Source organism: Aeromonas veronii bv. veronii (genome assembly GCF_000820225.1).
Lineage (GTDB): Bacteria > Pseudomonadota > Gammaproteobacteria > Enterobacterales > Aeromonadaceae > Aeromonas > Aeromonas veronii.
In genome coordinates, this window is the sequence record NZ_CDDK01000037.1 from 1 (window position 1) to 19945 (window position 19945).

18 protein-coding genes and 1 pseudogene are annotated in these 19945 nt (G+C 60.8%); 15 read left to right on the top strand and 4 right to left on the bottom strand.

The annotated features are described in order from the left end of the window. The first annotated feature begins 195 nt into the window (after positions 1-195). From BN1139_RS15410 to BN1139_RS15445, 8 genes are all read left to right on the top strand, one after another. A complete protein-coding gene (locus BN1139_RS15410) occupies positions 196-681 on the top strand; it encodes a YqhA family protein (protein ID WP_005333692.1) in 486 nt (161 codons plus the stop codon). Positions 682-809: 128 nt separating this feature from the next. After that, entirely contained in the window at positions 810-1259 is a 450-nt protein-coding gene (locus BN1139_RS15415) for a hypothetical protein (protein WP_005352687.1), read from the top strand. Between the two features lie 4 nt (positions 1260-1263). Beyond that, positions 1264-4254 (top strand): YncE family protein, encoded by a 2991-nt coding sequence (locus BN1139_RS15420; RefSeq protein WP_005352688.1) that lies wholly within the window; start codon positions 1264-1266, stop codon positions 4252-4254. Next, complete coding sequence (locus BN1139_RS15425) at positions 4254-5093, top strand: FTR1 family iron permease (protein ID WP_005352689.1); 840 nt, start codon at positions 4254-4256, stop codon at positions 5091-5093. The genes BN1139_RS15420 and BN1139_RS15425 overlap by 1 nt, the downstream gene beginning before the upstream one ends. Positions 5094-5195: 102 nt before the next feature. Beyond that, positions 5196-6620, top strand: coding sequence for an NAD(P)/FAD-dependent oxidoreductase (locus BN1139_RS15430; protein ID WP_005352695.1), 1425 nt, complete (start codon positions 5196-5198; stop codon positions 6618-6620). 34 nt (positions 6621-6654) lie between these two features. Beyond that, positions 6655-7215, top strand: a complete 561-nt coding sequence (locus BN1139_RS15435; protein WP_005352698.1) for a hypothetical protein — start codon at positions 6655-6657, stop codon at positions 7213-7215. A 158-nt stretch (positions 7216-7373) separates the two neighbouring features. Further along, positions 7374-8681 carry a hypothetical protein gene (locus tag BN1139_RS15440; RefSeq protein WP_005352701.1) on the top strand — a complete coding sequence of 436 codons (1308 nt, stop codon included), beginning with the start codon at positions 7374-7376 and terminating at the stop codon, positions 8679-8681. 70 nt (positions 8682-8751) lie between these two features. After that, on the top strand, positions 8752-9963 hold the full coding sequence (locus tag BN1139_RS15445) for a Bcr/CflA family multidrug efflux MFS transporter (RefSeq protein ID WP_005352704.1): 1212 nt from the start codon (positions 8752-8754) through the stop codon (positions 9961-9963). A 76-nt stretch (positions 9964-10039) separates the two neighbouring features. On the opposite strand, the gene nhaD is transcribed toward BN1139_RS15445, so the two are convergent. After that, the gene (nhaD, locus tag BN1139_RS15450) at positions 10040-11464 is read right to left on the bottom strand and encodes a sodium:proton antiporter NhaD (protein ID WP_005352707.1); all 1425 of its coding nucleotides are present in this window, start codon (positions 11462-11464) and stop codon (positions 10040-10042) included. Between the two features lie 107 nt (positions 11465-11571). After that, positions 11572-12039 carry a DUF4357 domain-containing protein gene (locus BN1139_RS15455; RefSeq protein WP_005352711.1) on the bottom strand — a complete coding sequence of 156 codons (468 nt, stop codon included), beginning with the start codon at positions 12037-12039 and terminating at the stop codon, positions 11572-11574. A gap of 197 nt (positions 12040-12236) precedes the next feature. Here BN1139_RS15455 and BN1139_RS15460 point away from each other — a divergent pair, with 197 nt between their 5' ends. The 4 genes from BN1139_RS15460 (at position 12237) to BN1139_RS15475 (ending at position 17126) form a co-directional block, all read left to right on the top strand. Beyond that, entirely contained in the window at positions 12237-12917 is a 681-nt protein-coding gene (locus BN1139_RS15460; RefSeq protein ID WP_005352714.1) for an ABC transporter ATP-binding protein, read from the top strand. A 30-nt stretch (positions 12918-12947) separates the two neighbouring features. Continuing rightward, positions 12948-15377, top strand: a complete 2430-nt coding sequence (locus tag BN1139_RS15465) for an ABC transporter permease (RefSeq protein ID WP_005352719.1) — start codon at positions 12948-12950, stop codon at positions 15375-15377. Then, positions 15374-16459, top strand: a complete 1086-nt coding sequence (locus BN1139_RS15470) for a lipocalin-like domain-containing protein (protein WP_005352729.1) — start codon at positions 15374-15376, stop codon at positions 16457-16459. Before BN1139_RS15465 ends, BN1139_RS15470 begins: the two co-directional genes overlap by 4 nt. Before the next feature lie 301 nt (positions 16460-16760). Beyond that, the gene (locus tag BN1139_RS15475) at positions 16761-17126 is read left to right on the top strand and encodes a hypothetical protein (protein WP_005352731.1); all 366 of its coding nucleotides are present in this window, start codon (positions 16761-16763) and stop codon (positions 17124-17126) included. 84 nt (positions 17127-17210) lie between these two features. Here the strand turns inward: BN1139_RS15475 and BN1139_RS21075 are convergent. Together BN1139_RS21075 and BN1139_RS15480 are read right to left on the bottom strand one after the other, a co-directional pair. Then, a pseudogene (locus tag BN1139_RS21075) lies at positions 17211-17430 on the bottom strand (IS481 family transposase); the annotation flags it as partial. 252 nt (positions 17431-17682) lie between these two features. Then, entirely contained in the window at positions 17683-18465 is a 783-nt protein-coding gene (locus BN1139_RS15480; RefSeq protein ID WP_005352739.1) for an alpha/beta fold hydrolase, read from the bottom strand. A gap of 118 nt (positions 18466-18583) precedes the next feature. On the opposite strand from BN1139_RS15480, the gene BN1139_RS15485 reads away from it, so the two are divergent. Genes BN1139_RS15485 through BN1139_RS15495 form a run of 3 tightly spaced genes read left to right on the top strand, consistent with a single transcriptional unit; the run spans position 18584 to position 19833 of the window. Beyond that, positions 18584-18967, top strand: coding sequence for an MmcQ/YjbR family DNA-binding protein (locus BN1139_RS15485; RefSeq protein ID WP_005333730.1), 384 nt, complete (start codon positions 18584-18586; stop codon positions 18965-18967). Beyond that, positions 18964-19440, top strand: a complete 477-nt coding sequence (locus BN1139_RS15490) for a GNAT family N-acetyltransferase (RefSeq protein ID WP_005352744.1) — start codon at positions 18964-18966, stop codon at positions 19438-19440. Before BN1139_RS15485 ends, BN1139_RS15490 begins: the two co-directional genes overlap by 4 nt. Before the next feature lie 57 nt (positions 19441-19497). Continuing rightward, complete coding sequence (locus BN1139_RS15495) at positions 19498-19833, top strand: DUF3802 family protein (protein WP_005333735.1); 336 nt, start codon at positions 19498-19500, stop codon at positions 19831-19833. Positions 19834-19945: the final 112 nt, after the last annotated feature.

Consider the following 19945-nt stretch of genomic DNA (forward strand, 5'->3'; position numbering starts at 1 on the left):
ACCATATTCAGGACGGGACAAAAATCACAAATAAGACTGCGGGATGCGGTTTTATTTTTTATGATGGCTTTTTATTTTTTTATAGGCGCAAGCAGGGGGCGACCCGGCATAATCAGTCCCCACGGCCTTGCAACGCTGCGGGCTGCTCGCGCCATACTCACTCTATTTAGCCCTGTTCCCAACATCGGAGTTCTCATGCGTCGATTCAATTTCATGCTCAATGGCAGCAGATTGATGATGTTCCCCTTCTACATTGGCATTCTCATCTGCGTGGTATTGCTGATGGTGAAGTTTGCTATGCAGCTCTATCAGCTTTCTGTAAACATTTTCGAGATCCCCTATCTGGACCTCATTACCGGCGTGCTGACCCTGGTGGACTTTATACTGGTGGCCCAGATGCTGATCCTGGTTGCTATCTGTGGCTATGTGCAATTTATCCAGACGGAAGAGCAGCGCGCCTCCCTGAGCAGCAACTGGCTTAGCAAGATCAACTTTGCCTCCCTCAAGCTCATCGTCATCAACTCGCTGGTGACCATCGCCGGAGTAGAGGTCCTCAAAGCCTTCCTCGAAGATGGCATCATCAATGAAGTCGATATGAAGTGGTCCGTGGTGGTGTTTCTCGCCTTCTCGCTGGCCGCGCTCATCTATGCGGTGACCGAGCGGATGGCGGAGCATAAATAGTCGAGTTTGATCACTGTGCTTGTTCAGCCTTGATTCACCAGCAATACAATTGATAACACTTTTCATTACTCTTACTGCGTTATAAACTTGCTCCCCCCGGGCTGCCCCGCCCGGGTGCTGGAGCCTTTATGACAAGCCTTTCTCTCTCACCCCGACAATTCTGGCAGTGGCTGGCCTACCACCATCAGGCCGCCGAGGGCACCCTCTATCTGATGTTCTTCTCCGGTCTGCTGCTGTGGGAACCGCTGACCCCGCTCTGGTCGCTGGCTCGCTGGAATCTGTTTTTCCATGTGATGCTCTCGCTCACCCTGTTCCCGCTGCTATTTGGCGCCTTCTGGCTCTCCCATCGCAGCTTGTTGAACCGCAGCAACAAACCCTTTTTACGCACCACGGGGCGGATTATTGAAGCCCTGCTGCTGATCTGTCTGGCCAGCGGCCTGCTGCTGGTGCTGCACGGCACTCCGGGCGATGCCATGGGCAACCTCGCCAGCTGGGCCCACTGGCTGAGCGCGTTGGCGTTAACTCCTCTGGTGCTGCGCCACGCCTGGCGCTGGACCATCTTGAAATGGCGCTCCTGATCCCATGTTGAAGTCATCGTTCTCTGCATATTTGTCACCCCTGTTGGCACTCGTCCTGCTGCTGGCCAGCCCCTTCGCGTTTGCCCAGCAAATGAGTTCAGGGATGCTCGCCTATGAGGAGGGAAGCGCCCCGCGCCTCGTCACCGCCAACCTGAGCGCTGGCTCGGTCACCCTGCTTGAGCGCGATAGCGGCAAGCGCCTAAAAGAGGTGCCGCTGGGGGGCGATCTGCGCCAGCTGGCCCGCGCCGATGACGCTACCCTGCTGGTCACCGACTACAGCGGCGATCGCCTGCTGCTGCTGGATGATGATCTCGATCTGGAAAAGACGATCCCCACCGGCCACCGCCCCTATGGGGTCATCTTCGATGCCAAGCGGCAGTGGTTCTGGGTCACGCTGTTCGAATCAGCTCGCCTGCAGGCCTACGACACAGCGGGCAAGCTGCAACTGGAAGTGGCCACTGCCGAGACACCCCGCGGGCTGGCCTTGACCGACGACGATCGCCTGCTGCTCACCCACGCCATGACAGGCCAGCTCGCCATCTATGATCTCGCCAAGCTTGGCAATGGCGCCAAGGGAGCTTCGCTTCCCAAGCCCAAGCTCATCACCCTGGCCGAGACCCATAGCGACACGCCGAGCGACTCTCAGGGATTGCCGCGCCTGCTCGATGGCATCGCCCTCTCCCCCGATGGCAGCGAGGCCTGGCTGCCCCATGTGCTGTGGAGCTTCAGCCACCCCTTCCAGTTTCAGAGCACCGTCTTTCCGGCCGTCTCCATCATCGATCTCGATGAGGAGAAAGAGCGGGTCGATGAAAGAAAACAGCTCTTTTTGCAGATCAACCTGCCCAGCGTCGGCAACCGCAGCCAGATCGTCTCCAACCCGTTTGCTGCGCGCTTCGCCGCCGACGGAAAACGGGTCTATCTGACCCTGGCGGGCTCGGAAGATCTGTTGGTGTTCGATCTCTCCCGCAGCGGCAAGTCCAACAACAACCGCCACCGCCGCAAGAAGTTTCAGGGGGGCGCCAAGGCGACCCAGCTCTTGCGCCACCTGCCGGGCCAAAATCCGCGGGATCTGCTGATCGATGGCGACCATATTCTGGTGCACAACGCCATGGGGCAGGATCTCACCCGCCTCAATAGCGGCGGCAGCGGCCCGTTTGCCCGGGTCACCGTCGATGTGCCCCACTTCGCCAAACTGGTAGAGACGGATCCGCGCCCCGAGCCGCTTCAGCGCGGCGAGCGGCTATTCAACCTTGGTAACACAGCGTCCAACTCACGCTTCCCCATGGCGGGGGACAACTGGATGAGCTGCAACTCCTGCCATCTGGACGGTTTCAACTTCACCAACCGCTATCTGATGGCGGCCCATCGCCAGCAGAGCGGCGACAACGCCATCAACGGCCACGCCAACCTCACCAACATGGTGGCGGGGGATTTTGTCGGCGAATACCTGCGCATGACCCAGCAGACCCAGGGCGGCATGGGCCATGACACCCGCGATGGTGCCGAGGCAGTTGACCCCGCGAGGCCCCAACCGGAAGTGAAAGCGATGATGGAAGACCTGCACGCCTTCGTCACCGCCGATGGCAACCTCCCCTATCTGGCCAACTGGCTGCGACTCGATGCCCCGCGCACGGATCCCGCCAAGGCGCCGACTACCCACCCGAAGGAGTGGCTCAACTCCGCCTCCTGCCAGAACTGCCACAGCCAAGCGTTCAAGGATTGGAGCGAGAGCAACCACCGACTGATGGGCAACTCCCACCCCTACTACAAGGTGGTGCAGGCGCTGGCCCGCGAAACCGAAGGGGAAGCGTTCGGTCAGTGGTGCCAGGGCTGCCATATGCCCCAGCAGGTGATGACAGGCCAGCTGGATCTGCCCAAGGGCTCTCACATGTTCGAGCAGGGTGGCGCCTCGCTGATTGCCGCTCACAAAGCGGGCGAACCTGTGGTGGAGGAAGGGACCGGCTGCGTGCTCTGCCATCGCATCACCAAGGTAGAAGATGCGGGCGGCAACAGCGCCTTTACCGTGAATTTGAAAGACCGCGAGAGCTATGTGTTCGAGGATGCCGCGGGTGGCAGCCTTAAGCACTGGCTGGCTGAGCGGCAGATCAACGCCCGTCCGGCGGCCCACAAAGCCTCCTATCAGAAGGATTTCTACCGCGATGCCGCCCTGTGCAAGTCGTGCCACAACGAGTTTGCCCCGGGCACCGGCGCCAATATCGTCAACACCTGGGACGAGTGGGAAAAATCCAGCTTCGCCAAGGCCGAGGATCCCGCCAAGCGGCGCACCTGCATCGACTGCCATATGAACCCGGAGCCGGGCAATGGCGGCGCGCCGGTGGCGGGCCAGTCCACCGAAAACGGCACCATGAAAGCCCGGCTCTATCGCCACAACTTTACCGGTGCCCAGCACCAGCTGGTGGGGCTGCGCAATCCAGAACTCGAGCAGGAGAGTCTGGCCCTGCTGCGCTCCAGCGCGACCCTCTCCGCCCGTATCGAACAGGCGGCCGATAGCCAGCAGTTGGTGGTGCGGGTCGCCAATACCGGCGCGGGCCATGCTCTGCCCACTGGCGTAGCTGATTTTCGTGAACTCTGGCTGGAGCTGACCGTCACCGACGCCAGCGGCAAGGTGGTGCTTGCCAGCGGCCAGCCGGTGGATGGTGCCGTCCCTGAAGATGCGCGACTGTTTAGAAAAGTGTTCGGCGATGCCGAGGGCAAGCCGGTAGGGCTCAAGTTCTGGCGTTACGCCAAACTGCTGGAAGATACCCGCATTCCGGCCGATGGCTGGCGCGATGAAGCCTGGCTGCTACCAGCAGATGCCCAAGGGCCCTTCAAGGCCGATATCAAACTCAATTTCCGCACCTACCCCAAGTGGGTCAATGATGCGGTGCGCGCCGCCGAGCCCAGCTTGCCGGAGCCACCCATAGTGCAGCTAAATCGGTTGCAACTTACCCTGCAGCCTCTTCCCGTCACGCCCGCTACGGAGCCTCAATCCTGATGTTTGCAAGTTTTCTGATTACCCTGCGCGAGGGGCTGGAAGCCTTCCTGCTGGTCGGCATCTGCCTCTCCTACCTCGCCAAGCTGGGGGCGAGCCGCTACAACAAATTCATCTATCTGGGGGTGGGGCTTGGCCTTGTCGCCTCCCTTGTGGTCGCCTTCCTGTTCCAGGTGGTGGTGAGCCAGTTCGAGAGCGAGCGCTACAACCACCTGTTGATGGCGGGGATCCTCATCTTCGCCACTCTGGTGCTTACCTATATGGCGATCTGGATGCAAAAACAGGCCAAATCCCAGGTGGGGGCCATGACAGCGCGCATCGATGCGGCCATCGATGGCGGCAACCTGTTTGGGCTGGTGCTGCTCGCCTTCCTTGCTGTGATGCGCGAAGGGTTTGAAACCGTGCTCTTCTTCTCCGCCCTGCTCTATTCGGGCCAAGGGGTCGATCTGCAATCCGGCCTGATAGGTGCGCTGGCGGGGCTGCTGGTCTCCATCGCGCTGGTCTGGGGGCTGCTGCGCTCCACCCGCAAGGTGGCGCTGGCGCCTTTCTTCCGCTGGACTGGGCTGCTGATCATCATCATCGCCGCAGGCTTGCTCTCGTCTGCCGTCAACATGTTGCAGGCGGCAGAGATCATCACCTTCTGGACCACGCCGGTGTTCGACATCAGCCACATTCTCGACGATCAGGGGGTATTTGGTACCTTCCTGCGCGCCCTGTTTGGCTACAATGCCTCACCCGCTGGCTTGCAGCTGCTGACCTGGGCCCTCTATCTGGCGATCTTCGTTACCCTCTGGCAGCGCAGCTATCGCCCGCAGGTGAGCGCCGCGACTGGCAAAGGCTGAGCCAACTCGCCCTGTGGCAACAAGGCCACGGGGTAACAACACCATTCGGGAGCCGCGCCTCGGTGCGGTTCCCTTATCTATCAAGCAGTTTCGGAATAGGTCATGAGCGATAACAACAAGAAAAGCATTGCAGTGCTGGGTGCTGGCCCCGCCGGTTTGATGGCATCCTGGCGCCTGCGCCGCGCCGGTTTTGCAGTCACCCTGTTCGAGCAGGAGCCGGTGGTCGGCGGCATGTGCGCTACCCAGACCTTCAAGGGGCGCGATGGGGAGTATCGCTTTGACTACGGCGGCCACCGCTTTATCACCAAGAACCCCGAGCTGCTCGCCTTTATCGACGAGCTGATGGGGGATGACCTGCTCCACGCCGAGCGCAAGAGCGTGATCCGCTTTGGCGGGCGCACCTATGACTACCCCTTGAACCTGCCCAACCTGCTCAAGACGGCGCCGCTGGCCCTGATGGCCGGTGCGGTAAAAGACTTGCTGCTGTTGCCCTTTAGCAAGAAGCCGGATGATTTCGCCAAGGCGAGCTTTGCCGAGTGGATCCAGAGCCACTTCGGCCGCACCCTCTATCGCCAGTTTTTCGAGGGCTACACCGGCAAGCTGTGGGGCATCAACCCGGACAAGCTCTCCGCCGACTGGGCCGGCCAGCGCATCAGCCTCATCGATTTGAAAGACGTGGCCCGCCGCCTGCTGCCAAGACGCAACGGCAGTATCTCGGTGCGCACCTATGCCCGCAAATACCGCTACCCCAAATATGGCTTCGGCCAGATCTTCACCACTCTGGGGGAGCGGCTGGTAGCCGAAGGGGTGGAGCTGAAAACCGGCGCCACCATCACCCGCCTTGAGCAGGCCGATGGCCGCATTGAACGGGTGTATTGGAAACAAGATGACGTTGAGCAGAGCGAACGCTTTGATCAGGTGATCTCTACCCTGCCGCTGCCGCTCACCTGCCAGCATCTTGGCTTGCCGTGCGATCTGCACTACCGGTCGCTTCGCTTCGTCAATATGCCCCTCAAACAGGAGAACCTGTCGGACAACACCTGGCAGTACCTCTCCGACCCCCATATTCTGGCGACCCGCCTGCAGGAGCCGCGCCGCCGCAGCCCCTTTATGGCGCCCCAGGGCCAGACCTCGGTGATGCTGGAGATCCCCTGCAATCCGGGGGATGCCACCTGGCAGGCGCCGCTCTCTGATCTGCGCGGTCGGGTTACCGCCGATCTCGCGAGCCTCGGTGTCGATACCGCCAAGCTTGGCGATGAGACCTTCGAAGCCCGCAGCGAGTACGCCTATCCGCTGATGGATTTGGGCTATCAGGCCCGTCGCAACGAAGCCATCAAGGCGCTGATGCCCATCACAAACCTCATCATAACCGGCCGTCAGGGGACATTCCGCTACATCTTCACCGACACCGCCATGGAGATGGGGATGATGGCCGCCGACATGGTGATCGACGGGGTGGACAGACGCCACGCCATCTTTAACCATCGCAACGAAAATACCGTGATCGAAACCCAGAGCGTGGCCTGATAGCCGCGCCATTGGCATAAGTAAGGAGAACAGGATGACCATACGCCCGGGTTTACTCGCCCTCACCCTGCTGCTGACCCTGAGCGGGCAGGCGCAGGCTTACTCCTACGCCGCCGCCGGCAAGGAGCCACTGATCGACGCCCGCGAAGCGCTGCTGGGCGCCGCCACTGACGGCAAGGATGCCAGCGCCACCTTGAGCGAGATTGCCGACGAGCTGACCTATCTGGAACAGCACCACAAGGTGGAGCTGCAAGGGCCGCTGGCCGCCGCCATCAAGGCCAAAGACGCTGCCGCCACCGCCGCCCTGCTCAACCGCGCCTACAAGGCGGAGATCGAGCGCCGCCTCGAAGGGGCCAGCCAGAATCTTGGCGACTACCAGACCGCCAAGGTGCTGGTGGTCAAGAGCAAGCGCTTCCTCGACTTGATCCTCCCATCACTCAGTGAAGAGGATCGCAAGGCAGCCGAACAGGCGTTGGCCAAGGTGCTGGATGCCATCGGCAACCCGGGGGTATTCGGGGTGGGCGCCAAGCCCGCCGACGCCGCCGCCTTTGCCGCAGCGGAAAAAGCGCTGATGGCCGTGCTGGCGCCGCTTTGATGGCAACCTGCCAATCATTGCACCACCTCGCTGTGACAAACGGTGGGTTTCGCTGCGCTCTACCCACCCTACGCACGGCCTGCCGATAAATGCACCCGAACGCCGGTTTGCCCCCTTCTCCCCTTGCGGGAGAAGGGCTGGGGATGAGGGGGAAGGTAATGGCCCGGCGTTGGCCTTCCCCCTGCTCCACCACCATTTGGCTGCTCATTCTGCTGCAACTGGCCTGGCTAAGCTGGCTGCTGACCTTCCCGGTGGCGCTCGATTCCGACGATGCCCTCAATTTCGCCCACGGGGTGACGCGCTTTAGCGTGCTGGAGTTCTCCCCCCACTTTCCGGGCTACCCCGCTTTTATCTGGCTGGCGCGGCTGATCAATCTGGCGGTAGACGAGCCGGCCCGCGCGGTGCAGTGGGCAAGTCTGCTCGGGAGCAGTTTGCTGGCGCCGCTCGCCGCCTTGCTGGCGGTCAGATTGTGGCAACGGCCCAGCCTGCTCGCCCCCGTCTGGCTGCTGGTATTGGCCCTGCCGCTCACCCCGACGCTGGCGCTCTCCGGCCTTTCGGACGGGCCCGCGCTCGCCGCCTGGCTCGGGACGCTGCTGGCCTTGCAGCAGCGCAGAATTGCACTGGCGGGTCTGTTACTGGGCCTTATGCTGGCGCTGCGCCCCTCCTACTTCGTGCTGGCACTGCTGCCCCTGTGGCTCGGGCTGGCGCAGCAGGGCACGCACGTCAGGTTTGTGCTCCCCATCGCACTGGTTGGACTTATCAGCCTGCTGTTTGTCTGGCAGGCCGATGGCTGGGCCTATTTTGCCGAGGGGCGCCGCTTTACCGACGGCCACTTTACCCTGTGGGGCAACACGGCAGCGGCTCACGGCGATCGACTGCTGAGCTGGGCGAGCACCTTCAACGATCAGCTCACCCCGCTCTGGCCCTTGGCTGTCGGGGCGCTGCTGGTACTGCCGCTTTGGCAAAGATCAAAAAACCACCCTGCCGCCCTCTCACCGCTCTGGACGATCTACTGGCTCGCCCTGCTGCTCTGGACCCTGTTCGGCCAGAATCCCGATAACCCCCGACATCTGGCCCCCGTCACCCTGCTCGGTATCGTGCTGCTGGCAGGCTGGCTGCCGCTCCGTGGGGAGGGGCTGGTCACGGTGGCCGGATTGCTGCTGCTCGGCGCGACCTTTACCCTGCCCCGTCCACCCGCCATGGTGCAGGCAGCAAGGCTGGCAGAAACAGCGTGCCCGGCGCTGGTGACCCAGTGGGGCGTGCGGCTGCTGCGGGAAACCACATCCTTGGCCGTCACCGATGGCTGGTACAAGGGGGATGCGGCGCTGGCGCTCTCTCAGGGAGCCTGCCGCCTCAGTCGCCGCCCCATCGCCGCGAGCGAGATGCCCACTGCGGTGCGCCAGCACTGGTTTGCCCCGCGCTTTGCCGCCGAGCCCGGCCTCTGGCTCGCCATACCGGATCCATAGCCGCGACAAAACTGATAGACTGCTTTTTTCGCGCTTTTCAACCCGACGTTTCGCATCAACTGGACACCCTATGCCCCAATCGCCAACAGCTCAGGCTGCCGCCCTCTCTCCCCGTTTCCTGTTTATCCTGCTCGGTGCTCTGGCGGGTCTGACCCCGCTGGCGGTGGATATGTATCTGCCGGCCATTCCGGCCATCGCCCGGGATCTGGCCACCAGCATCGACGGCGCCCAGCTCACCATCAGCGCCTTTCTGGGCGGCTTTGCCATCGGCCAGCTCTTCTACGGCCCGCTGGCCGACAGCTATGGCCGCAAGCCGGTGATCCTGGCGGGGCTCATCATGTTTGCCATCGCCTCGGTGGGCTGCGCCATGGCGGACTCCCTGCCCGAATTGCTGGCCTATCGGATGTTGCAGGCGGCGGGCGGCGCGGCGGGCTCTGTGGTGGTCAATGCCCTGCTGCGCGATCTGTTCGAGAAGGATGCGTTTTCCCGCGCCATGTCGTTCGTCATTCTGGTGATGACCCTGGCGCCGCTGGTGGCCCCTGTGGTGGGCGGCTATATCAGTGCCCACGCCGACTGGCGGGTGATCTTCTGGCTGCTGGTGGGGATCAGCCTGCTGATCTGTCTGGTGATGCAGTGGAAAATTCAGGAGACCCTGAAACCGGAACATCGCCAACCCCTTAATCTGGGCCAGATCCTCAAGAACTACTGGGGGGTGCTCTCCCATCGCGGCGCCATGGGTTATGTGCTGTGCGGCTCCCTCTCCAGCTCCGGCATGTTCGCTTTCTTAAGCGGCTCCCCTTACGTCTATATCGAGTACTTCAAGGTGCCGACCGAGCACTACGGCTGGCTGTTTGGCCTCAATATTCTGCTGATGATGGTGGTCACCTTCGTCAACAGCCGACTGGTGAAAGGGGTGGGCGCCGAGCGGATGCTGCAATACGGTCTGCTGGTGCTGCCCTGCGCGGGCGCCCTGCTGGTCTACAACGCCTGGAGCCAGACCGGCGGTCTGTGGGGCATCGTCATTCCGGTGGTACTGTTTGTCGGCCATATCAGTCTGGTGGGCGCCAACGCCATGACCGGCCTGATGGGCCACTTCCCGCAATCTGCGGGCACCGCCTCGGCACTGGCGGGCACCCTGCGCTTTGGCATCGGCGCCCTGGTCGGCATTCTGGTCAACCTCAATCCGCCCCACTCGCCGCTGCCCATGGCCATCGCCATCGCCTGCTGCGGGGTGGGTTCGACTCTGAGTTACTGGCTGCTGACCGGCAAGCGAGGCGATTGATCCCCCTCCCCCCTGTCAGGAAAACGAAAGAGGCTTCCATCAACGGAAGCCTCTTTTCGTACTGGCGGCCAGACGTTCAGAACTGGGCGCTGTTGAGCCAGAGGTGCGCCCCTATGCTCACCAGATAACCGAGCAAGATGGCAGGCAGCCACTTCAGGTGGCCAAAGAAGGTATACATGCCATGGGCCTGCCCCATCAGGGCAACACCGGCCGCAGAGCCGATGGAGAGCAGGCTGCCGCCCACTCCGGCAGTCAGGGTCACCAGCAGCCACTGCCCCAGCGCCATATCCGGATTCATCGACAGCACGGCAAACATCACGGGAATGTTGTCGATGACGGAAGACAAGACCCCGATGAAGATGTTGGCCATGGTGGGATCCCCAGCGTCATACAACCAGTGTGATACCAGCTCCAGATACCCCATAAAGCCCAGCCCACCGACACACATCACCACCCCGTAGAAGAAGAGCAGGGTATCCCACTCCGCCTTGGCCACCTTGTTGAACACGTCAAATGGCACCACAGAACCCAGACTGCGCAACCGCACCTCATCACCATTGCGTTCATAGAGCGCACGCTTGCGGGCAAGGGATCGCGGCAGTGATTTGCGCAAATAGAAGCCGAAAAACTGCAGATAACCGAGCCCCAGCATCATGCCCAGTACGGGTGGCAGATGGAGGAAACTGTGGCATAGCACCGCCGTGATGATGGTCAGCAAGAACAGCGCGACGATGCGGCGGGCCCCCCGCTTGAGATCAACCACCTCGTTATCAGCCTCCGGCACATGACGCGGCACCATCAGGCTCATCAGGATGGCCGGGACCAGAAAATTGAGCAGAGAGGGAATAAGCAGGGTGAAGAACTGGCCAAATTGCACCTTGCCCGCCTGCCACACCATCAGGGTGGTGATATCGCCAAAGGGACTGAACGCCCCTCCGGCGTTGGCGGCGATCACTATGTTGATGCAGGCAAGATTGACAAAACGCCGATCACCATTGGCCACCTTCAACACCACGGCGCACATCAAGAGCGCAGTGGTCAGGTTGTCTGCCACCGGCGAAATACAAAAAGCAAGCCCGCCGGTCAACCAGAACAGGGTGCGCAGGTGAAAGCCGGATCGCACCAGCCAGGCGCGCAGGGCATCGAACAGCCGCCGATCCTCCATGGCGTTGATATAGGTCATCGCCACCAGCAGGAACAGCATCAGCTCGGCATATTCCAGCAAGGTATGGCGGAAGGCCTGTTCGGCCGCAGGGCTCATCCCCTGCTGTGCATAGGCGATACCGATCAGGATCCAGATCACCCCGGCGGCCACCAGCACGGGTTTGGACTTGCGCAGTTGCAGATACTCTTCAGCCATCACCAGGGCGTAGGCCAACACAAACAATCCGACACAAAAAAGTCCGATTGAAGAGGATGTCAACAGAACAGGGCCACTACTGGCATGGGCGGGAGGGATAAACAGGGACAGCAGCAAAATAACAGGGGTGAGCGCAGACATGGTCTCTTCCTTTTAGAACCGTCTGGCAATGATGCTAGCACCTGGATGAAAAGAAAAATTCATCCAGGTCAATTAACGCTTAATTGGTTGGCTATCGAAACGCGGGATTATTTCTTGCCGAAACCCGACTGCTTGAGGGTATAGCCTGCGCTGTTTTGCCAGGCATCCAGACCGCTGCGGTTATTGCCCGCCACCAGACTGGCGGCCAGACTCGGGCTGTTGAACAGCTGATCGGCGGTAAAGACAAAGCCGCCCTGACTGCGGTGCACTATAACCCCCTTCTCCAGCAGTTCGTGACGCAGCTCGATCACCGCTTCACGCAAAGAGGCGGCATCCTCGCCATTGGCGGTGGAACCGGCCAGCACCATAAAGCCCGGATTTTGCCGCTTGCCCACCGGATAACCGTGGGCCTCGGCCCCTTTGCCGTTGAAGTGGTAGAGCTCGCGCTCCCCCGGCCGGTTGTCGGAGAGTGCCTTTTGCAGGGTCATCAGCTCGTTGTAGATCTCGATGGGGACGACGGCAGCCTGCTTGTTGCCCTTGCTATCGATGATAAAACTGACTTGCTTGTGTAACATCCTTGCTCATCCTGTGACCCATGGAAGCCCCTATTCTAACCACCTCGGGCAAGCGGGATCCAGCGAGGATCCACTGCTCTTTTGCCGCCTTGATCACTAACTGGCACTCTTGATCAACCGTAAGGGGTGTTGATCATTGCTGGCCGTGCTAGCGTACCAAGCATGATGAAAGCCATTGACCATCAAACGGTTATCCCATGCTGACCCTGCGCAACCTCTGCAAGAGCTTCGATAACGGCAGTGAACGACTGCCGCTGTTCCACCATCTCGATCTCGCCCTCCCCGCTGGCGAGATCACCCTGCTGCTGGGCCAAAGCGGCTGCGGCAAGTCGACCCTGCTCAATCTGATCGCCGGGCTGATTGCACCGGATGAAGGGGAGATCTGGCTGGGGGAGACCCGGATCGACACCCGATCCCCCGACGAGCGGGCACGCCTGCGGGGTCGCCATTTCGGTATCGTCTATCAGGATTTCAACCTGCTGCCGACCCTCAACGTGGCCGAGAATCTGGCCCTGCCTCTGGCCATCAACGCTCTGCCACCAGATGAGACAAAGATTGACCAGTTGCTGCATCGGCTCGATATGAGCCACAAGCGCCATGCCTGGCCGGAGCAGCTCTCCGGCGGTCAGCGTCAGCGGGTGGCGCTGGCCCGCGCCCTGATCCATCAACCCAGTTGGCTGCTCGCCGACGAACCCACCGGCAGCCTCGATGAGCACAATGCCGAACAGGTGATGGCGTTGATGGTGGCGGCGGTACGGGGCACCGGCGCCGGCTTGCTGCTAGTGAGCCACAACCCGACCTATGCCGCCTTGGCCGACAGGGTGCTGCGCCTTGAAGGGGGCCAACTTATCGAGCTCAAGGGGCCACGTCATGACTAAACGGCGACTGCGCCAGCCGGAGACACGCTGATGCTGCCACTCAAAGCGCTGCTGCGCCTCTATCGCAGTCACCCCTGGTTGCTGCTGATGAGTCTGGCAGGGCTGGTATTGGGGGTGTCGCTGGTGGTGGCCATCGAGCTGCTCAATCACAGTGCTCGCACCAACTTTGTCGCCGCCCGCAGCCAGCTGGCAGGGGAAGCCAACTACCGGCTGGCCCCCGCTGGCGGGCTGGATGAGCAGCTTTACGTGCAGCTGGTGACCAGCCAGCCCGCCCTCGATGCCATGCCCCAGATCCATGGCTGGCTCAAAGATGAAGAGGGGCGCAGCTTTCAACTGCTGGGAATGGATCTCTTCAACCCCGGCCCCCTGCGCCAGCTGTTTGGCGCCCAAACCGCGAGCGAGCCCGACTTTTCCCTCAACCGTGCCGACAGCATCTGGCTGGCGGCCCCCGAGGCTCATCGCCTTGGCTGGCAAGCAGGCCAGAGCCGACGCTTTGTCTTGGGCGGCAGTGATGGTACAAGCCCCCGAACCCTGACCCTGACACTGGCGGGCACCTTTGAACCGGGCGCCGTGCCCATGGAGCGGCTGCTGATAACCGATATCGGCCTCGCCCAGCCGCTGCTGGATAAAGCGGGTCGGCTCGATCGCATCGTCTTCAAGCTAAGCGAATCAGAGGCTCGCACCCTGCAGGCCCCCCTGCAAACCCGTTACCCTAACCAGCCTTTGTGGCTTGAGCCCATCAGCCCGGCGCTCGATGCCAGCCAGCTTGGCGATGCGCTGGCCCTTAACCTGACGGCGCTGTCATTGCTCGCCATGGCGGTGGGATTGTTTCTGGTGTTCAACGCCCAGCGCTTCGTGCAGAGCGTGCGCCGTCCCCAGCTGGCCCAGCTGATCATTCTGGGGATGGGGCCGAGCCGGGTACTGCGTTGGCTCATTCTGGAGCTGCTTATTCTCGCCACCATCGGCACCCTGCTCGGGGTGCTGCTCGGCAGCCTGTTGGCGCTGGCGCTGATGGGGCAGCTCACCCAGGCGCTGGCCGATCTCTATGGGCCCAACCCCATCGATCTGCTTCGCCTCTCCCCTGTGAGCCTGCTCAAGGCACTGTTGATCGGGCTGCTCGGCACGCTGGCCGCCAACCTGCCCGGCTGGTGGCAACTGCTGCGCCAATCCCCCCTCGAACTGCGAGCGGGAAGCAGCCGCCCCCCCGCTCACCCGTGGCGACGGCGCGTGCTGGCCATCGCCATCTTGCTGCTGTGCGCTCTGTGCCTGTGGTTGCCGCAAACGGGTCTGACCGGCGCCCTGTTTATCGCCGGCGGCTGGCTGCTGGCCATGTCGCTCTGGCTACCCGATGCCCTGCGCGGCCTGCTTGGCTGGTTGCGACGGCGTGCGGGTGGCCCCCTCACCGCCCGACTCGGGGTGGCCGAGACTCTCTATCACCTCGATCGCACCGCTATCGCGGTGATGGCGTTGCAGCTCGCCATCGCGGCAGCCATCGGCATCGGGGTCATGGTGTCGAGTTTTCGCTCCAGCGTGGAGATCTGGCTCGGCCAGCGTCTGGCCGCCGATCTCTATGTCACCGCCCCCAAGGGGGTAGCGGGCAGCAAGGGCACCTTGAGCGAAGCGACCCTTAAGACCCTGCTCGCCAACCCGCTGGTGAGCGCCGCCTCGCGCCGCTCGGTGCATCCTGCCCGCTGGCAGGGGCAGCCCATCGAGTGGGCGCAGATGGACTTTATCCCCCAGCTTAAAGCGGCCTATCCGCTGCTGACAGGACGCTGGCCGACCCGTCCTGACGAGGTGCTGGCGAGCGAACCGCTGACGGTGCGCCTCGGGGTCAAAGTGGGCCAGACATTGGCAATCAGCGGCGAGCAGGGGCCAAGGCAGTTCACTGTCACCGGCGTCTATCAGGACTACGGCAGCGACAAGGGGCAGATCCTGCATGCCTTCGAGGCGGGGGCGGTGCAATCCCTCGCCCTCTTTAGCAACGACCCCGAACAACTGGCCGATCGCCTGCGCGAGCGCTTTGGCGAGCAGCTCAATCTGCTCTCAGCCCCCGCCATTCACAGCGCGGCGCTCAAGGTGTTTGACCAGACCTTTGTGGTGACCGAGCTATTGAAACTGCTGATCCTTGGCATCGCCTTTGTCGGGATCGGCTCGGCCTTTATGGTACTGGGGCTGGCACGCCGTGGCGAGCTGCAGACCTTGCAGAGTCTGGGCTTGAGCCCCCGCCACTGCCGCCAGCTGCTGGTGTGGCAAGGGGCGGGATTGGGGCTGCTCACCGCCCTGCTGGCACTGCCGGTGGGGTATGGCCTCGCCTGGGTGCTGATCGAGGTGGTTAACCCCCGCGCCTTTGGCTGGCGCCTCGCCTTCGAGGCCGCCCCCCTTCATGCGGTCACCGCCCTGTTGCTGGCACCGGTCTGTGGCGCATTGGCATCCTGGTATGCGGCAAGGAGAGTGGTATGAAACAGATAAAAGGGTGGCCGCTGGCGCTGGGTATGCTCTGGACGCTCTATAGCGGGGCTATCGCTGCCAGCGATCTGGGCGCCCTACTCGGCGGTGGCAACGACAGTTTTAAAAAGGTGCAGCCGGGGCAAACCATCCAATTGCCGGAGGATCACGCCGCCCACCCCGATTACCGCTCCGAGTGGTGGTATCTCACCGGCAACCTCAAGGATGAACAGGGGCGTGAATATGGCATGCAGTGGACCCTGTTTAGGCAGGGTATCGAGCAAGAACTCCGCACCAGCAACCCCTGGCTCACTCCCCAGCTCTGGCTGGCCCAGTTTGCCATCACGGATCTCGATCGTGGCAGCCACCAGCAAGATGAACGGGCCAGTCGGCAGGGGCCGGGACTGGCGGGGGCCAGCGGCGGCCAATATTGGCTCAGAGAGTGGCGGCTTACCTCGCAAGGGGCCGCGCTCTTCCCCGCCACCCTCAAGGTGCAGAGCAAGATTGGCGAGCTGAACCTCACCGTCACTGCCGCCAAGCCGCTGGTGCTGCAAGGCAAGGCCGGCTACAGCGAGAAGAGCCCGGGCAACGCCTCCTTTTACTACTCCTACCCGCGCCTCACTCTTCGCGGCACCCTGACTCGTGATGGCGAGACCAGCTCCGTCACCGGACAAGGCTGGTTTGATCACGAGTGGAGCAGCTCGGTATTAGCCGAATGGCAATCGGGTTGGGACTGGTTTTCGCTGCAACTGGCCGATGGCCGCGAGCTGATGCTGTTTCGCCTGCGCACCAAATCGGGACGCGCTAATCCCGAGAACCAGCCCGAAAACCGCTACGGCATCTTGATTGAGCGGGATGGCAGCAGCCGGGTGCTCGCCCCCGACACGATTCACCTGACGCCGGGCAACACCTGGCGCGGCCCCAAGGGGCAGAATTACCCCGTCGAGTGGCAGCTAAACGCCGCCGGAATGAGCCTCACCATCAAAGCCCGTCAGCCCAATCAGGCCATGACAGGTCGCTTTGACTACTGGGAGGGAGCTGTCTCTGTCTCGGGGGATGCCAAGGGGGTCGGCTATCTGGAGATGACCGGCTACTGAGCCATGCAGATATTAGGAAATGAGTTTGTTTACCCGATATCTGAATGACTTTCTCTTACCACACCCAATAGATTGAAAACACAGGGATTTAATTCCCAGATAAAATAGCAGAAATCCACCGTACGCAAAGTGTCAGATCTTGCAGTTGATACTTTTACAGATAGCATTGTATATCTATCTAAAATATAAAAGCTTTCATAAATTTAATTTCAGCAGTGCCCTTGATGACAATTTAATTCATCCATTCGGCCTCTTCGAAATTAAAAAGCAGCATCATTACTAAAGATTATAGGATGATAATATGGGAAGTTTAACTATAGTGAATGCCTTGGGTGTTGATGTAGAAATTATCGAAGCAAGCCCTTATCAATTCATGACCCTGACCATCAAGAATGGCCAGTCAGCAGTGGCAAACGTTGCAACCAACTTTGAACGATTCATATTAAAAATCAGAGTGCTGGGTAATATATACTTCTACGACCTTAATAAAGGTCATTGGTATGGTGGTGATGGTGACAATCACTATCCTAACCCCAGCAGCAAAGTAAATATCATTTTGACTGGCGATAGAGGAAGTTATATTGAGACCAGCTACAACTATGCTGCTGATAATACAACGACCATGTGCAAGTATGCATCAGATACCAAAGCATTGGATAAAATCTAAATCCTTTCCCTGATACATTTCAAGCTTGTGCCAATCTGTACAGATCCAGTTATCACCTGACACCGGCCTCAAACCGGTGTCTTTTTACGCTACTTTAATGCGCACTTCCTTCGGTATCAATTTCAGAACCCTCTTGAACATGCTGTAGAGGGTCTGACCCTCCATAATCCAACCCTGATGTGGCCGCAGCCAGGTAGCTATCCAGGACTGTCTGCATCTACTCTACCGACTCATACTAGGTCGTCCGCACTTTGATGCGAAAGTGTTCATTCAGCCGTGTGCGATGCAGTCGCTCGATAAAGCCCTCGAAGGGGAAGTGAGCCCGCTGAGGGCCTCATGATAGAAATGCAGTGATATATCCGGGTCACGAACCCGGAATCATTGTGTGGATGAGTTTGATCATCGGGACTCCTTGGTGATAAGAGTCACAGGGTAACCACGAGCTCAGCCAGCCGGGTTGTAGTGGGCTCACACCCAGCTGTTGAGGCCCCAAACCAGACATTACCTCGCAGGCTCAAACCACCAAGACCGCATCAAATCGGCAGTTGACGCCGATTCAGCTAGGTTGGGCCGTTAAAAAGGCCAGCGTACGGCGATTAAACTGCTCCGGCTGCTCCACATTGCAGACATGGCCGCACTGTTCAATAACCGCCAGCGAAGAGCTGGCATCGCGGGCCACCTGTTCGCGCACTGGTGCCAGAAACATATGATCCTCCTCCCCCATCACATAGAGGGTGGGAATGGGCAGGGAGCGCTCGCGGAAGTAACGCATCAGCGGGTTGACCTCGGTGGCGAGGCGGAACCAGCGCTTGAACTCTTTCTGGCAGAGCTTGCGAGCCTCGCGCACAAAGAGGTTGCGCGACTCCTGATGGTGCTGGCGCGGCATGATAATGAAGGCAAACAGCCGGTAGAGCCACATATAGGGCAGGAAGTGCTGGCCGAGTCGGCCCAGCTGCACCAGCACCCGCGAGCGGATATCGAGCCGCAAAATGGCGCCCCCCAGTACCATGCTCTTCACCCGCTCCGGGCAGAGCTCGGCCAGATGGCGAATAAGGATGGTGCCAAGGGAGATGCCGACGAAGTGGGCGCGGCGGATATCGAGATGATCGAGCAGCCGAACGATATCTTCGGTCACTTCCCGAAAGCTGTAGTGGCCCTTGACCACCTGTTGCAGCTGGTGGGACTGGCCGTGGCCGCGCAAGTCCAGCAGCAGCACGTTGAAGTGTTCGCGATAGGCGCGCAGCTGCTTGAACCAGATGGAGGAGCTGCCACCGGCGCCGTGGACAAACACCACCCAATCCCGCTCGGGACCCAGTTCGAAAGTCTTGTGATACAACATCCAATAGGCTCCCTTGGTGATGGGGGGTATACTCGGCTGCGCGCATATTAACAGAACAGGCCCGCCGATAGATATGCGCCTGACATGACCCGGATCACCCCTTGCGCGAGAACTTTCCATGGATTTGACCCGTTTGCGCCACTTTCTGCTGACCCTGCCGGGCGCCACCGAAGATACCCCGTTTGGTCCGGAGATCCTGGTCTACCGCATCGCGGGCAAGATGTTCGCGCTGGTGGATTGGCAGGCCGAGCCGCTTACCATCAACCTCAAATGCGAGCCCGAGCTGGCGTTGCTGCTGCGCGAGATCCACCCCGAGGTCAAACCGGGCTGGCATATGAACAAGCAACACTGGAACACAGTGACCCTGAACAGCACCTTGCCAGATGATCTGTGGCAGGGCTGGGTGCACCACTCCTATGAGCGGGTTGTCGCGGGTCTGCCCAAAGCCAAACGGCCACAGGCGCCGCGCCCCCTCTCCCCCACTGACGACCCAACCTTATGACGCCAGCATTGCGTATCGTCCCCCTTGGCGAGGCACATATCCCCGCTCTCGTGACCCTGTTTGAGCAGGCGGTGCGACGCAGCGGCCCCGAGCACTACAGCGCCGAGCAGGTGGAGCAGTGGGCCCTCGGTTCACAACATCCGGGCTTTGTCAGCCAGCTGCGCGAGCACCACGGCTGGGTAGCGGAGCAGGCAAATGTGCCCCTCGGGTTTGTCACCCTGAGCCCCGATGGCCACCTCAGTCTGCTCTATGTGAGCGCCGACCATCAGCGCCAGGGACTGGGCAATCTGCTGCTCACCACGGCGCTCGCGGGGGCCCGAGGGCTCGGTATGACCCTCATCACCACCGAGGCCAGCGCATTCAGTTATGAGCTATTTTTACGACATGGCTTTACGTTGACCGGGCTGGAGTGCGTGGAGCGGGGCGGAGTCAGTTTTACTCGGCATCGCCTGCACTGCTGCTTGCCAAGCTAGGGCAAGCCACTAAAATACGCTTAATTTTCGTATTGTTACTGTATTGAGGCAGCAACCATGGTGGTAGAAAGTGAAGGCTATATCTCGCTGATCGAGTATCTGGTGGAGAGTTTGGGATTGTTTGAATCCCAGCAGCAGAACGATGGTGAAGAGACCATCGAAGATCTGGTCAGTGGCCGTGTTGCCAGCAACCTGATGGCCATTTGCGAGCAAAACCCCCAGCTCGATCCCAAGGTGCGTTTCGCCATCATGCAGGAGGCCGACGCCGTGGTCGCCGATCTGGAAGAGGTACTCTCCGCCGTCTGGCTGCGCGCCCCGACCCCGGAACAGAAAACCTTCCTCATCGAGTTTATCGATCTCATCAAGAACCTGTTCGACAGCGCCATCGGCTGATCTGACGTCCGGCTCTCCCGCCCAACGCAAGATTTCAAAGCAGCAGATAAGGAAAAGGGCCGCCTTGGTGGGCAGCCCTGCTTGCTATCATTTTCAACCCGCCAGTGCGTTC